Source organism: Hymenobacter fodinae (genome assembly GCF_004745825.1).
Classification (GTDB): domain Bacteria; phylum Bacteroidota; class Bacteroidia; order Cytophagales; family Hymenobacteraceae; genus Hymenobacter; species Hymenobacter fodinae.
The window spans coordinates 89,059-103,770 of record NZ_SRLA01000004.1 but is presented as its reverse complement, the minus strand read 5'-3'; the positions used below and the strand labels follow the sequence as shown (position 1 = coordinate 103,770).

The 14,712-nt window shown below is 53.9% G+C and carries 14 protein-coding genes; 7 read left to right on the top strand and 7 right to left on the bottom strand.

Annotated elements, in window-relative coordinates; genetic code table 11:
* The first annotated feature begins 72 nt into the window (after positions 1-72).
* Positions 73-1,224: a cysteine desulfurase family protein gene (locus tag EU556_RS18240; protein ID WP_135435579.1), complete on the top strand. Its 1,152-nt coding sequence runs from the start codon at positions 73-75 to the stop codon at positions 1,222-1,224.
* A gap of 102 nt (positions 1,225-1,326) precedes the next feature.
* Here EU556_RS18240 and EU556_RS18235 read toward each other — a convergent pair whose 3' ends face one another.
* Together EU556_RS18235 and EU556_RS18230 are read right to left on the bottom strand one after the other, a co-directional pair.
* Positions 1,327-2,511 carry a hypothetical protein gene (locus EU556_RS18235; protein ID WP_135435578.1) on the bottom strand — a complete coding sequence of 395 codons (1,185 nt, stop codon included), beginning with the start codon at positions 2,509-2,511 and terminating at the stop codon, positions 1,327-1,329.
* A complete protein-coding gene (locus EU556_RS18230) occupies positions 2,508-3,497 on the bottom strand; it encodes a DUF2157 domain-containing protein (protein ID WP_135435577.1) in 990 nt (329 codons plus the stop codon). Before EU556_RS18230 ends, EU556_RS18235 begins: the two co-directional genes overlap by 4 nt.
* Before the next feature lie 189 nt (positions 3,498-3,686).
* Here EU556_RS18230 and EU556_RS18225 point away from each other — a divergent pair, with 189 nt between their 5' ends.
* Positions 3,687-4,337 (top strand): hypothetical protein, encoded by a 651-nt coding sequence (locus tag EU556_RS18225; protein ID WP_135435576.1) that lies wholly within the window; start codon positions 3,687-3,689, stop codon positions 4,335-4,337.
* Positions 4,338-4,365: 28 nt separating this feature from the next.
* Positions 4,366-4,893, top strand: a complete 528-nt coding sequence (locus EU556_RS18220) for a PRC-barrel domain-containing protein (RefSeq protein ID WP_135435575.1) — start codon at positions 4,366-4,368, stop codon at positions 4,891-4,893.
* Positions 4,894-4,941: 48 nt separating this feature from the next.
* Here the strand turns inward: EU556_RS18220 and hemH are convergent, their stop codons facing one another.
* A complete protein-coding gene (gene hemH / locus EU556_RS18215; protein ID WP_135435574.1) occupies positions 4,942-5,988 on the bottom strand; it encodes a ferrochelatase in 1,047 nt (348 codons plus the stop codon).
* A 233-nt stretch (positions 5,989-6,221) separates the two neighbouring features.
* On the opposite strand from hemH, the gene era reads away from it, so the two are divergent.
* The 3 genes from era to EU556_RS18200 all read left to right on the top strand — a co-directional run bounded on the left by era (position 6,222) and on the right by EU556_RS18200 (position 9,263).
* Positions 6,222-7,121, top strand: coding sequence for a GTPase Era (gene era, locus EU556_RS18210; protein WP_135435573.1), 900 nt, complete (start codon positions 6,222-6,224; stop codon positions 7,119-7,121).
* Positions 7,122-7,459: 338 nt separating this feature from the next.
* On the top strand, positions 7,460-8,782 hold the full coding sequence (der, locus tag EU556_RS18205) for a ribosome biogenesis GTPase Der (RefSeq protein ID WP_135435572.1): 1,323 nt from the start codon (positions 7,460-7,462) through the stop codon (positions 8,780-8,782).
* A gap of 211 nt (positions 8,783-8,993) precedes the next feature.
* On the top strand, positions 8,994-9,263 hold the full coding sequence (locus EU556_RS18200) for a hypothetical protein (protein ID WP_210116327.1): 270 nt from the start codon (positions 8,994-8,996) through the stop codon (positions 9,261-9,263).
* A 79-nt stretch (positions 9,264-9,342) separates the two neighbouring features.
* On the opposite strand, the gene EU556_RS18195 is transcribed toward EU556_RS18200, so the two are convergent.
* The 4 genes from EU556_RS18195 to EU556_RS18180 form a co-directional block, all read right to left on the bottom strand.
* Positions 9,343-9,909, bottom strand: a complete 567-nt coding sequence (locus EU556_RS18195) for a hypothetical protein (RefSeq protein WP_135435571.1) — start codon at positions 9,907-9,909, stop codon at positions 9,343-9,345.
* Between the two features lie 366 nt (positions 9,910-10,275).
* Entirely contained in the window at positions 10,276-11,082 is an 807-nt protein-coding gene (gene murQ / locus EU556_RS18190) for an N-acetylmuramic acid 6-phosphate etherase (protein ID WP_135435570.1), read from the bottom strand.
* A gap of 71 nt (positions 11,083-11,153) precedes the next feature.
* Positions 11,154-11,417: a cytochrome b5 domain-containing protein gene (locus tag EU556_RS18185; protein WP_210116326.1), complete on the bottom strand. Its 264-nt coding sequence runs from the start codon at positions 11,415-11,417 to the stop codon at positions 11,154-11,156.
* 57 nt (positions 11,418-11,474) lie between these two features.
* Positions 11,475-12,623, bottom strand: a complete 1,149-nt coding sequence (locus tag EU556_RS18180; RefSeq protein ID WP_135435569.1) for a formimidoylglutamase — start codon at positions 12,621-12,623, stop codon at positions 11,475-11,477.
* A gap of 197 nt (positions 12,624-12,820) precedes the next feature.
* Between EU556_RS18180 and EU556_RS18175 the strand changes: the two genes are divergently transcribed.
* Entirely contained in the window at positions 12,821-14,602 is a 1,782-nt protein-coding gene (locus EU556_RS18175; RefSeq protein ID WP_135435568.1) for an AMP-dependent synthetase/ligase, read from the top strand.
* Positions 14,603-14,712 lie beyond the last annotated feature (110 nt).

Genomic DNA, 14,712 nt, shown 5'->3' with positions numbered 1-14,712 from the left:
CGGCTACCCCGCCGGAATCCTTTATTTTTGTATCGTTTTTCGCCTATTCCTTTCTGTTTAGCCGTTTTGCTCATGACTGTGTATTTCGATAATGCCGCCACGACTCCTCTTGACCCAGAGGTGCTGGACGCCATGCTGCCATTTATGCGTGACCACTTTGGAAACCCCAGCAGTATTCATGGGCACGGGCGACAGGTGCGGGCAGCAATTGAGAATGCACGTAAAACTATTGCGCACCTGATCAACGCAGCGCCAGCGGAGATTGTGTTTACTTCTTGCGGTACGGAAGCCGATAATTACGCTGCTTTTGGCAGCGTGCGGACGTTGGGTTTACGGCACGCAATAACCTCGCCGCTGGAGCATCATGCCGTGTTGCACACGCTGCAAGCGCTGGAGAAAGCCGGTGATATTCAACTGAGCTATGTGCGCCACGATGACCAGGGTCGGCTTGATCTTGAACATCTGGATGAGCTACTGCGCAACCACCAGGGGCGTACCTATGTGAGCCTGATGCACGCGAATAATGAAATTGGCAACCTCAACGACATTCAGGCAATTGGGGAAATCTGCCAACAGCACAACGCGGTATTCCATACGGATACGGTGCAGACTATGGGGCACTACCAGTTGGATGTGCAGAAAATAAAAACAGATTTTCTGGTAGGCTCAGCGCACAAATTCCACGGACCGAAAGGCGTGGGCTTCCTGTACCGCCGGTCGGGTGTGCTGGTAGATTCTCTTATCCATGGTGGCTCGCAGGAGCGCAACCAACGAGCCGGCACTGAAAATGTGTACGGCATTGTAGGCCTAGCAAAAGCCCTGGAAATTGCTTCCCGTGGCATGGCAGAGCATCAGCAGCACATCCAGGGGCTTAAAGACCGTTTTATTCAAAAGCTCCGGACCGAGATTGATGGGGTTGACTTCAATGGTACCTCGGCGGTGGCGGATGAAAGCTTGTACACCGTGCTGAACGTGAGCTTGCCTCCCTCTGATATGAACGAGATGCTGTTGTTCAACCTCGACATCAATCGGGTGTCTGTTTCGGGCGGATCAGCCTGTACCAGCGGAGCCAATGCAGGGTCGCACGTGCTGAATGCGCTAGGCGCCGATCAGAACCGGGGAGCCATCCGCTTCTCCATGAGCAAATACAACACAGCGGAAGAAGTAGATTACGCCGTAGAGCAGCTGGCCAAGATGTACCGGAAGCAACCTCAGAAAATCTAGGTTTTCAAAGTCATTTACCGAAAAAGCCCGTTCCTGTATGGAAGCGGGCTTTTTTACATAGGCCTAGTTCGTTTGGCCAGGTTGCTATAGTGGCCTAGCATGTTAATATGTTCCATCGGCGCCGGCACCGCCCGAATGCCCTCCTCCAAATTGGAAGGTGGGCTCGGGAGCCGTGGGCACCACGGCCGTTTCAGCTACAATCAATGACTCCAGATTGAAAAGAGGAGGTTGCTCATCTTGGGCAAGGGAGGTGAGGCCATGGCGAGTTGGCCGTAGATAGCGGGCGGCCCACACAGCCAGAAGTATTAAGAGAAGGCCAAAAAGTACGGCTGCTATTTCGGTTGGGAGCACTGCCCGGTAGTGGCGCAGCGTAAATAGTGAGAAGGCCGCGGCCGCTAGGCCAGTCAGCAACCACACCCGACTTGGGTGCCGAAGGCCAACTCTGATGTATAGTAGCGGAACAAGTGCCGTGAGTAGATAAAAGACCGGAGCAGAGGGAATTTGAGCGGATAGATAGTCGCCGCCAAGCACGGCATTGCCCTCCCGGACTACGTAGTAGTTGCCTGCTAAATACAGGCTGCTCAGGGAGAGAACTTTGAGCACCACCAAGCACCGCTGGTAGTATGTATAATCAGGGCGCTTGCTGAGCAGAGCCACCAGCTGGTAGGCGCCCGCCGAAACGGCCATAAGTATAAAGGGGAGCACTAGCCTGCCGAAGGGTAGTTGGAGCAACCAGATAGTAATCAGTAAGAGCAGCAAACAATAGGTGGCAAAGGCTACTACTCTATCGGCGAAGCGAATGGTGGCCAGTAGGCCTAGCAGAAACAAGGGCCCTAGTAGTAAGGTGGTCTGAATGCTGCTAAGTAACGACGATGAAGAAATAGACGGAAGTACGTCATCTAACACGGCGGTCAGCCACAATGCTGCCCAACCCAAGGCCATGTAGAGCAGTGCATTATCGGCGCCGGCGTGATACAAACGCGAACTTCGGATGAAAAACTCCAGCGCCAGCCAAGTACCAATAGCGGCAATAAAGGCCAAGGACTCCAAGTGGTCGAAGCTGGTAATCACAGCCAGCAGGCCTACCATCCCCGATGCCCCGATGTAGGCAAAGATGAACAGGCCAATGCGCAGAAACAGGCCGGGCCGATAGAAATCAAGCGGGTATGCAGTTTGAATAGCTTGTTGCTGTTCGCTGGTAAGCAAGCCGCGGCGAAACCAGCGGGCGGTAGCAGCATGCATGGCCTCGTGTTGGGCCCAGGCAGGGTTGTAGGCTTTCAGGTTCATGAGCGGTTCAGGAATTTCTTGCCGTGCACAAACAACACTACCACTCCCACCGCCGACAGCGTGAAGTAGAGCATAACAATCGTAGCCCCTATTTCTCCATGAACTCCATCTAGCACCCTGAAAAGAAGATACGTGACCGTGATATAGCCATACAGAACCCCCATGAGCAGAAACAAATAGGACTTCGTGCGACGGGCGTACCATACTAGGCTACCACTGAGCACCACTAGCAGCGGGACAACCAACACCTTCGGGAGGAACGGTTGTGGATAAAAAGTAAACAAAGCGCTTGTAGCCGCCAGCAGGGCCAGATTGGCGCCCAGCGAGATGTAAGTGAAAGCAAAGTGCGGCTTATGCCGGTTAATCTCCGCCTCAAACCCCACAGCAGTCAGCAGCAGGCCCAAACCCACGGCCGCCCCGCCGAGACCGTAATACAGAAAGTTATTGTCAGTGAAAGCCGAAAGTGGCGCCACGCTTACGCCCACCCACGAGGCCAGTGCAGTAATAGCCATGGCCAGCACGCCTCGGTGGTCGAAGCGGTAGGCCAGTAAGAAAAACAGAACGGCCGGCAGCACAGTGGCTAACCCATACCGATTGCCAAACAGATTGTACTGTACTTGTAGGTAGGTTTCAAGCGCCAGAAATAACAAGCAGCCGAGCAGCAGCGCGTAGTCGGGCACGAAGCTGCTTGTTGTGACTTGCTCCCACGTAAACGGCTGCCGATGCCGGGCGGCATAGCCAAAGCCTGTCAGCATCAGCACTGCCATGCTTAGCACAACTACGCCGTGCCCAATGTCATCCAGATGTTGGTAGAGCAGAACGCCTAGGCCACCCGTAAGCAGCGTAATGCCTAGGTATAGGGCTGCTCGCAACTCATAATGCAGGGAAAACGGCCGGCTGCGCTCATCCTGCCGAATAGCCTCGGTATGATGTGCTGAGAGTAAGCCACGGTGGCGCAGCTCATCGAGGAGTTGATCTGAAACCATTGGACACGGGCTAAATAAGAAGAATAAGCAGTAAAGTAGAGCAGGCTGGTTCTGCAAGGCCAAACATACTAGTTTGTGGCACACCTACTCCGGGGATTCGCCTAATGGTCAACCAACGCGTAGGCTGGTAGGCGTATCGTATTCGGGGCGGCATCCGTATGACTGTCCAACTACTCTTTACCTGCTTCTATGGCCGACATTAATATTCAACGGAAAAAGTCTTCTCCCAGCCCCTGGCTACTTGTTCTGCTGGTACTGCTAGGCTTGGCAGCCGTCGGGTACTATGTATTCAGGGCCGATAGTGACCAGCCTGTGCCCGCAGTACCCGCCGCCCCTGTTGCCGAGCCTGCTCCCGATTCTACCACCGGAGCTGAAACGGCCCCTAGGCCTACCAACGACCCCGCCGTAGCTGAAATGGCTACGGAAGAACCAGGAGGCTCGCCTGATGAGCTGGCTGCCTTTGCCGCGTCTGATGCGACGGTGCCCACCTATGGCCGACGTGGCCTAGAAGTGCTGATGGCCACCTTGCGCCCCTTGGCCGACCGCGACGATTTGCGTGATGCCACCGTAAGTGAAAAGCGCGATGACCTGACCAGTGCTACTAGTCGTTTGCAGGAAGCAGGCACTAGTCTACGCCCAGGGTATGTGGCCGCTGCCAACCTCATCAAGGCCATTCAGCAAAAAGGCTACCCAGCGCTAGAGAATGACGCCAACGAACTCGTAAGCCAAGCCAACGCACTTTCTGGCCGAACTACTACACCTCAGGAGCAGCAGCAAGTGCAAGCCTTCTTGAGCCGGTCCGCCGACATCGTTAAGGTTATCAGTCAGCCTGCCCGCTAGGCAGAATTCTTATTACGCATCCGTACCCATGGAAACCACACCCGATCCAATTCCTTCCGGCGAAGGCATGCACTTACGGCGCCTCCGCGATTTATCTGAGTTTGAAGTAGCCGACGGTAACCCCGACGTGCGCGGCTGGACGGTGCGCGGTGGTGACGGTAAGGCCTTTGGCGACGTGCACGAACTCATTGTGGAAGTTGAATCACTGAAGGTCCGCTATCTGGATATCGAGCTCTCATCTGACTTGAATATCAGCAAGTACGACCGACACATTTTACTGCCTATTGGTGTAGCAGCCATAGATGAAGAAAGTGATAGTGTGTTTGTGCCTTCTCTCACCAGCGAATCGGTGCTCCAATACCCACCTTACACGGAAATTCAGATAAGCCGTGCGTATGAGGAGGCAATGTTACGCGCGTTAAACTTGCCCTTGCCGGCCGCGCCGGTTCAGCACTTTTACGATCAGCCTGGCTACAGCGAGCAGAGCTTCTATCATAACCGGCGGCCCGACGGCGTGGATACCTTTCGGCGGCGCGACCAGCAACTGAATGAGTAACAAAAAGGGCCGCTACAATGATGTAGCGGCCCTTTTTGCAGATAATACTTAGTTCTGCCGAATCATATCGGCTACAGTCTCTACCCACTGGGGGTGCGAGTTAAGCGAAGGAACCAATTGCCAATGCTCTCCGCCGGCTTCTTCAAACATCTCCTTAAACTCTTCACCCACTTCAATGGTCGTTTCGAGACAGTCGGCTACGAAGGCAGGGGAGAAGGCGAGTACGTTTTTGATGCCCTTGGCCGGGAATTCCTTGAGCACTTCATCGGTATAGGGCTGCAGCCATGGGTCGCGGAGGCGACTTTGCAGGCGGCTCTGAAACGCAGTAGTGTACTGGTCGGGGGAGAGGCCTAGGGCGGCCCCCAGCAGGCGCGACGTTTCGAAGCACTGTGCCCGGTAGCAATAGCGGTTGTTCTTGTTGTAGCTGTTGCAGCAGTTACCCAGCTTGCAGTAGCCCTTGTGGCTGCCCTTTAGTACATGGCGCTCCGGAATGCCGTGGTAACTGAACACTACATGGTCGTAGTGGTGCTTGGCCATTTCTTCCTTGCCCAGCGTGGCAAACGTACCCGTGAAGCCCGGCACATCCACGAAGGTGCTGATGAAGCTGATGCTGGGTACTACCCACCACTTGCTCACTATTTCCATCACTTTCTCTTGCACCGAGCCCGTGCTGGCCGCAGCGTACTGCGGAAATAAGGGCAGCACAATGATGCGGTCCACTGCGGCCTCGCGCAGTTGCTCTAAGGCGCTTTCAATGCTAGGCTTTTGATACCGCATGCCAAAGGCCACTAGGTAATCCTTGCCCAAAGTATCCTGCACCAGCTTTTGCAAGTCTAGGCCATGAAAGAGTAGGGGGGAACCACGTTCCGTCCAGAGCTGCTGGTAGACTTTGGCCGATTTTGGCGCACGCAATGGTACCACTAGGCCCCGAAATAGCGGGTAACGTACGGCGGCGGGCATGTCAATCACGCGGGCATCCGTCAGGAATTCGTTGAGGTAGCGGCGCACGTCGCCGGTCTGGGGCGAATCGGGCGTACCGAGGTTCACGAGCAGGACGCCGATGCGGCCTTTAGTAGAAGAAGGGGTGGTGGGCATAGAATACTATAACGCCGTGAGTTGTACGGGGGCGAGTCATGGGAAACGTGACAGCAGCCAAATAAGCTGCTTTACGAACCGCAAAGTTCGCCAACGAATCACAAACTGAAACCTGACTTATGTCATCTTGCAGTTTGTGGTACAGACAATTTTCCCAGTGCCTATGTTTAAGAGGGTGGGTGGCCTAGCCGCCAGAAAGTCGTACCTTTGCAGGCCAATTTTCAGATTCTGAAGTGAATACCGAACCAACTCCGCACCGCGCTGGCTTTGTGAGCATTATCGGCAAGCCCAACGTGGGCAAGTCTACGCTGATGAATGCCCTGATGGGCGAGCGGCTCAGCATTGTCACCAGCAAGGCCCAGACCACGCGCCACCGCATCCTGGGCATTCTGAACGGCGACGATTTTCAGCTTGTTTACTCTGACACGCCCGGCATCATTCAGCCCAAATATGAGCTGCACAACGCCATGATGTCGTTCGTGTACTCGTCGCTGGAAGATGCCGACGTGATTCTGTTCGTGACGGACATTTACGAAAAGCACGACGAAGAGCCGGTAGTAGAGCGCCTGCGCAAAATGGTAGATACGCCCATTCTGCTGCTGGTGAATAAAATTGACCAAGCTGACCAAGCCGAGGTAGAGGCCAAGGTAGAGTACTGGCGCGAGCATTTACCCAACGCCGCCCGCGTGCTGCCTATTTCGGCCCTAGAGAAGTTCGGGACCGGTGAACTGCTGGATCTGATTCTGGGTTATCTGCCGGTGCATCCGCCGTACTACCCTAAGGACGAGCTAACCGATAAGCCGGAGCGGTTCTTTGCCGCCGAGATGATTCGGGAGAAAATCTTCAAGCTCTACAAGAAGGAAGTACCCTACAGCTGCGAGGTAGAGATTGAGGAGTTCAAAGAAGACGACGATATCATCCGGATGCGCTCGGTTATTTATGTCGAGCGGGCCAGCCAGAAGGGCATCATTATCGGGCAGCAAGGTGCCGCACTCAAGAAAGTAGGCACCTGGGCCCGCGAGGAAATGGAGAAGTTCTTCCAGAAGAAAGTCTTTCTCGAAATCCACGTGAAAGTCAACGAAAACTGGCGCACCGACCCTAAAGCGCTAAGCCGTTTCGGCTACAACCAATAGCCAAGAAGAAAGGGTATGGTCCCGGAGGATATGCCTGGTTGGCTAGTGCTACTTATTGCAATAGTAGTTTTTGTCATCGGCATTGTCTTATGGAGTCAGGCACAGACTGACTATCAGCAGCACAAACCTGAACGAGAAACGATGCCTGCATCATCTCGCCAGTCTCGTCAACAGCGTATCCCTCGGCAGTTTATGAACGCGTCTTTGCCATTCTGCTAGGCCTATATCTGGTGGCGGTTGCTTGGCAACGATTTTAAAAAGTTTAATCCGACCTCACATTCACTTAACTACTCCGGGCACTGCCGAATATGGTCGGGCCGGCGGCTGGAGTCAGACGCATGAAAAATACTATTGCCATTGTAGGCCGCCCCAACGTGGGCAAGTCTACCCTGTTCAACCGTCTCGTAGGCCAGCGTAAGGCCATCATGGACAACGAGTCGGGCGTAACGCGCGACCGGCACTACGGCTACGGCGAGTGGACCGGTACCTACTACACCGTAATCGACACGGGTGGGTACGTACACAACTCCGACGATATCTTCGAGGGTGAAATCAATAAGCAGGTGAAGCTGGCTATTGACGAGGCCGACGTAGTACTGTTCATGGTTGACGTAGACGCGGGCGTACATCACCTCGACGAGGAATTTGCCAACGTACTGCGCCGCTACCAGGGCAAAAAGCCTATCTATATTGTAGCCAACAAGGCCGATACCAATGCCCGCGCCCACGCCGCTGGCGAGTTTTATACCCTGGGTATTGGCAACGGCGAAATCTTCCCGATTAGCAGCCAGAGCGGTTCCGGTACCGGCGACCTACTGGATGCCGTTATCAGCCATTTCGAGGAAATAGGGGAGGAAGAACCCGACGCTGGTATTCCTAAAATTGCCGTGGTAGGCCGCCCCAACGTGGGCAAGTCGTCGTTCGTGAATCTGCTGTTGGGCACCGACCGCAGCATTGTAACGGACATTGCCGGCACCACCCGCGACTCTATTCAGGCGCGTTATAATGCTTTTGGCAACGAGTTTATCTTGGTCGATACGGCCGGACTGCGCCGCAAAACCAAGGTGCACGAAGACGTAGAGTTTTATTCTGTGCTGCGCTCTATCCGGGCGCTGGAAGAGTCCGACGTGTGCATTGTGATGCTCGATGCCACCCGCGGTATTGAGGCCCAGGACGTGAACATCATAGGCCTAGCCGACAAAAACCGGAAGGGTATTGTGATTCTGGTGAACAAGTGGGACCTAATTGAGAATAAGGAAACGAATACGGCCAAGGAGTTCGAGGAGAAGATCCGCGAGAAGATTGCGCCTATCAACTACCCGCCCATCATTTTCACCTCGGTACTTACCAAGCAGCGCGTGCACAAGGCCATTGAAACGGCCATTGAAGTGTATAGCAACAAGCGCAAGAAAGTGCCTACTTCGGAGCTGAACGAGGTGATGCTGCGCGAAATTGAGAAGTATCCGCCACCCATCACGAAGGGCAAAATGGTGCGCATTAAGTATGTAACTCAACTGCCTACACACAACCCAGTGTTTGCCTTCTTCTGCAACCTGCCGCAGTATGTGAAGGAAAGCTACACGCGCTACCTGGAGAACCGCCTGCGGGAGAACTTCGGGTTTGAGGGTACCCCTATCGGTATCATCTTCCGGAAGAAATAATTTCTGCGAGCTACATGTGCAGTGGCCTAGTATCCTCTTTGTGGAGGCGCTAGGCCACTTTTTTGCGTAAAGAAGTGGTTGAAAAAAGTTTTTCTACTGTCGGGTTACCTTTTCTACAGTGGAGTATAAACACCCGAATTTCACTGGTACTCTCTCCTGATTACAGTGAAGTCGTTTTAATCAGACATACCATTTTCAACCAACCCTCATCATGAAAAAAGTACTGTTCCTCGCCCTGGCTGCCGCTTCGTTCTCTTTTGCTTCTTGCGACAGCAAGAAAGAAGATACTGCTGAGCAAGGTGCTGAGAATGTAGAAGCTGCTGGCGAAGCTAAGGCTGACGCTATGGAAGAGAAGGCTGACGCCGTTCGTGACTCGGCTGACGCTAAGGCTGACGCTATGGAGAATGCTGCTGACGCTACCGACGCTCCTGCTTCGACTACTGCTCCTGCCACGGCTCCCGCTACTACCCCTGCTCAGTAATTTGAGCGCGTCTCAGACGCAAAAAAAGGCCTCCCGGCAACGGGAGGCCTTTTTTATGATGTAGTGTCAAAATAGTGGCCTAGCCCAGCCGGCGCTGCAACAAGCCATCGACCACCGTAAATAGCTTGCGCGGCGCATAAGTCCGCCAGGGAAGGTCATCAAGTTGGCCTCCAAAATTGATATAGCTGTCGAGGTTGTACTGGCGCATTTCGCGGATCACGTGCTCTTGAAAGTTTACGCCTGCAATCCAGCCGTCTTCCACATCCTCAAACCATTCCTCGTAGTAGTCATCTTCGGAGCCGTGGAAGTTAAAGACGTTTTCTCCAATAAGGATGAATTTACGGATGCCTTCGTGCGTCATCATATCAATGATGTTGCGCTTCAGGTGCATGATATCATTCTCAATGGCGTCGTTCCATTCCCCGATAAACTCGATGATGGCAATGCCTAAGTCGTAGTCGACAAAGAGAATTTTCAGGAATAGCGTGTCGGAGTCAAGGCTGTCCCACTGCGGATGGATGTAATAGCCGTAGATAGTATTGACATAGCTATCAAGGCTATTTTCAGCTTCAAAAAGGGGAGAGCGGGGGTCTTCAGAGGCCGAATACTGCTCCATCCAAGCGTAGTGTGGCTCAATAGTATGCATATGCGCAGGCTGAGAGGAAAATGAGGATCACGAGAGCAGCATAAGGCTCACGCCATACCTAACGCCGAACGCCCTTTGTCTGTTCGCAAAATCCTAACTCAGCACGCTGATAAACCCGAGCACTATTCCGAAGAAGCCCGGAAAAGCCATCAGCATCGCAAAAGCAGCAGTTATCCAATAGCCACGCTTGATAGAGGTAAGCCCAATAACCAATAACAGGCCGGTTGTGGGCAATAGAAGAACGCCTCCGCCTATCATACTAGTCATGCCATCATTAGCACTTGTTAGAATCAATGCTATGAACTGCAGCACTACCAACCAACAAACGCGAAGACGTAGGTTCTCCCACACGGATAATATAGTATTTTACCTACCGTTATGTCCCTCCAGTGCCGCCCGTACAGAGCCATGCTGGCGTAGTAGCTCCGCCGCCTCGGGTTGTGAGATGTGCAGTTCGTCCATCAGCATTCGCTCACCGCGGTCAACCAGCTTAGCGTTGGAGAGCTGCATGTCTATCATCTTGTTACCTTTTACGCGGCCCAGCCGAATAAACGTGGCGGTGGTAAGCATGTTGAGCACCAGTTTTTGGGCGGTGCCGGCTTTCATACGAGTACTGCCCGTCACAAACTCAGGCCCTGTCACCACTTCCACCGGAAACTCGGCCACGGCAGCCACAGCCGAGCCTGCGTTGCACACGATACAACCCGTAGCAATACCGCGCTGGCGGGCTTGCTCTAGGCCACCTATCACGTAGGGCGTGCGGCCCGACGCAGCAATGCCCACCACAATATCCTGCTCAGTAATGTTGTAGGCCAGTAGATCTTGCCAGGCTTGAGCCGCGTCGTCTTCAGCATTTTCTACAGCTTTGCGGATAGCGGTGTCGCCGCCCGCAATCAGTCCTACCACCACTCCGTGCGGTACCCCAAAGGTGGGCGGGCACTCAGAAGCATCAAGGATACCCAAGCGGCCACTGGTGCCGGCGCCAATGTAGAAGAGGCGGCCGCCCTTGCCTAGCCGAGCTACAGTGGCTTCAACCAAGGCCTCAATTTGCGGCAGAGCTTTAGCTACCGCCTGGGGTACAGTTTGATCTACGCTATTAATGCCCGCTAAAATTTCCTGGGTGGAAAACGTTTCGAGGTTGTTGAAAAGGGACGGAGTTTCGGTGGTGCTCATGGCGGGAAAGGGAGATGGGATAAAGCAACTGTGCAGTTGGGAGGGAGAATACTTAGCGCGAGGAATGCGGATTAGACAAGTCGACCGATAACGGTAAACTTATCGAAGACGTGCGGTGTGTGCGGAGCGTCCTGGTCGAGCTCCTTGGTCAGGTCTTGCCCGGCCCAGTGTTCATAGTGGTTGCCTCGCTTCCAGAGGCGGGAGCGGCTGACGTCGTAAATCAGCCCTTGGTAGGCCACCCACACCTCGTCGCGGTCTTGGCCGTTGCGCAAGGCAAGCTGGGCACGACTGTATTCAGGCAGGGCGGGGGAAGCCGCAGACAATGTATTACTCATAAGAACAGGCCTAGACCCGACGCAGCAAAGGGGCTGTCAACTGGTTGCAATAGCCAGCTAGCCCAATAAGGCCTGCGTCAGAATCCAGCGGTTAGGTAGGTCGCCCTGGGCTGCCCGTAGGTAATCTTGGTAGCTGCAGGGAACAATACGTTTGATGTCACTATCGGCGAGGCTCTCTACTTCTAACCACCACTTTTCAGTACGCTTTCCTTTATAGAAAACCAGCTTAGCTGGCGTGCCCGGCAGGCCCACGGCGTAGCGGATAAAGCGTTTACTCTGAAAATCGGTTTCGCCCCGACGGTGATAATAACCTTCCACAAAGTACCAGAGCATCGTGGCTAGGGCCATAGCCGCTAGACCATGATGGTCGTGGTCGGGACGGTAGCCGTAGAGACCAAAGGAGCTAAGTTGGTCGTTATGCCCAGCGTACCAGGCAAGCTTGGCCGCTTCCTCGTTCGTCAGGCCGAATGGGTTAGGTGGGTAATAGCCTGGTGCATCGTTCCAGCGCAACGCAGCCACATCGAAGCTGACAAAGTCAGCTTGGCGCAGCAGCGGCTCCGCCTGGCGGATATCGTCGCGGACCTGGCCTACGCGCAGGGTTTCAAAGTGAAGTTTTTCCAGAGCTGCTAGCACATCGGGCGCTACCAAGTACTGCTGGTGGGCTAGCTGCGCGAAGTTGAACAGAAAGCTGGGCTCATGCATGAGCATGCGGCGCAAGTGGCTTCGCTCGGCACATGAGCCATCCTGTTCGGCCATGTCTACGCGCGCATCCACGGTGGCAAAGCTCACGGCGCGATCCAGCGTTTCGTAGGCCAGGAACTGCCCGTAATCTAAGTCGTGCGACCCACCCAGCAGAATTGGCACCGTGTTGTGCTCCAGTAAGGCCGCAATAATTTCGCGCAACCGGTGGTACGTATCCTCTAGGGTAAGCCCGGGGCGCAGGTTGCCTAAATCAACCAGCCGAACCGAGCCGGCTCCTTTCTGAAGCTGGTAGAAATGGTTGCGAATTGCATTGGCACCGTGGTCTGCTGGCGCGCCCGCGGCGCTACCCCGCCACTCATCAAGACCAATGAGGGCCAAATCAGCCGCCCGCCAGTCCGGAAACGTATCCAGAAAGGCGGAAACGTACGTAGCCAGCGTAGTGGAAGAAGACGAAGCAGAAATCAGCTCTTCGCGGAGCGGATCAAAAAAGATGGCCAGATTCATCGGGCGCGGAAGGTGCGGACGTGTACAAAGCTACGTAAAGGCAGGCATAGGCCTATGGGGTTTCGGATACTGATAGGATCTTTACCGTAAAAAAGTAGTTATTTAAGCAGCGGTTCCTGTTCGGCTTGTCAAGCAAGTGAATCAGGGACCAGCTTACCGTCTCTAATTGCCAACCCACCCTACTGCCCGCTCTCCGCATGGACATCCGCCGTACGTTCGATATTCTGCCTAACCTGCAGCAGAAATACAATAAGCCCGACTGCTTTGCTGCTAAGGTTGACGGGCACTACAAGCCCATCAGCACCAATGAGGCCGTGGAAAAAGTTAATCAGGTTAGCCTAGGCCTACGTAGCCTGGGAGTGGGCAAAGATGATAAAGTAGCCATCATCTCCATGAACCGCCCCGAGTGGATGTTTGCGGATTTTGGCATTGCCCAGCTAGGTGCTACCAGTGTGCCCATGTACCCTAGCATTACGGTTGAGGACTACAAATACATTTTCTCCGATGCCGGCGTGAAAGCAGTGTTTGTATCGGACAAGAAGCTACTGGATAAAGTGCGCGAAGCCACCCAGGGGCTAAATATTCCGCAGGAGAATGTCTTTACGTTCGATAAGGTGGAAGGAGCGCGGCATTTTTCAGAACTGCTGGAGCTGGGCAAGCAAGGCAACCCCGCCGACTTGGAGCCTCTGAAAGCTGCCGTGCAGCCTGATGATTTGCTGACGCTCATCTATACCTCGGGCACAACTGGCCAGCCCAAGGGCGTCATGCTGACGCACAACAATATTCTTAGCAACTGTCGGAATGCCCAGCGGTTTGTGCCCGTTACCCAGAACGATAAGGCCCTGAGCTTTCTGCCGCTTTGCCACATCTTCGAGCGGATGGTCACCCATATCTACCTCATCAACGGCGTGAGCATCTACTACGCCGAGAGCATGGAGACCATTGCCGACAACCTGCGCGAAGTGAAGCCCGAAATCTTTACCACCGTGCCGCGGCTATTGGAGAAGGTATATGATAAGATTGTAGCCAAGGGCCATGAGCTAGAAGGAGTGAAGAAGCAGCTCTTCTTCTGGGCCCTCAACCTAGGGCTGAAGTACGACAACCAGAAAGACCACGGCTTCTTCTACAACACGCAACTGGCGCTGGCTAACAAACTCATCTTCAATAAGTGGCGTGAGGCCTTGGGCGGCAACCTGCGTTGCATTGTGAGTGGCGGTGGGGCTCTGCAGCCACGTTTGGCCCGGGTGTTTTGGTCAGCGGGCATTCCGGTAATGGAAGGCTATGGCCTCACCGAAACTTCCCCGGTAATTGCGGTAGGTGGCTACGAGCGCGAAAACAACATGATTGGCACCGTAGGCCCCATCATCGATAATACGGAGGTAAAGATTGCGCCCGATGGCGAGATTCTGACCAAATCGGAGTCGGTGATGAAAGGCTACTACAACCAGCCTGAGCTGACGGCCAAGGAGTTCGACGCGGAGGGCTGGTTCCATACCGGCGACATTGGCGAGATCGTGGAAGGCCGGTTCCTTAAAATTACCGACCGCAAGAAGGAGATGTTTAAAACCTCGGGTGGTAAGTACATTGCCCCTCAGGTAATTGAAGGCAAACTCAAGGAGTCGCCGTTGGTAGAGCAGTGCATGGTAGTCGGCGACGGCCAAAAATTCCCCTCTGCCCTCGTTATTCCTTCCTTCGACGACCTCAAAGGCTGGTGTAAGCGCAACGGGGTAGATTGCAATGGCTCAAACGAGGAGCTTGTGAAGAACGAGAAGGTGGTAAAGATGTACCAAGACCTCGTGCACAAGTACAACAACGGTTTTGCGCAGTGGGAGCAGGTTAAGAAGGTAGTGTTGCTACCCAAGCTTTGGACTGTAGAAAGTGGCGAAATGACCCCAACCATGAAGGTGAAGCGGAAGGTCATTACGGCCAATAACAAAGACATTATCGAGAGCTTGTATCATCAGGAGGCACACCGTTAACCCTGTGAGGATATAAATGAGATATGGCCTACCTGATCAGAAGAAAGTATGATCAGGTAGGCCAAACTTTTTTTGCGTAACTTAGTATGCAAGCATAACATATTTCTGTA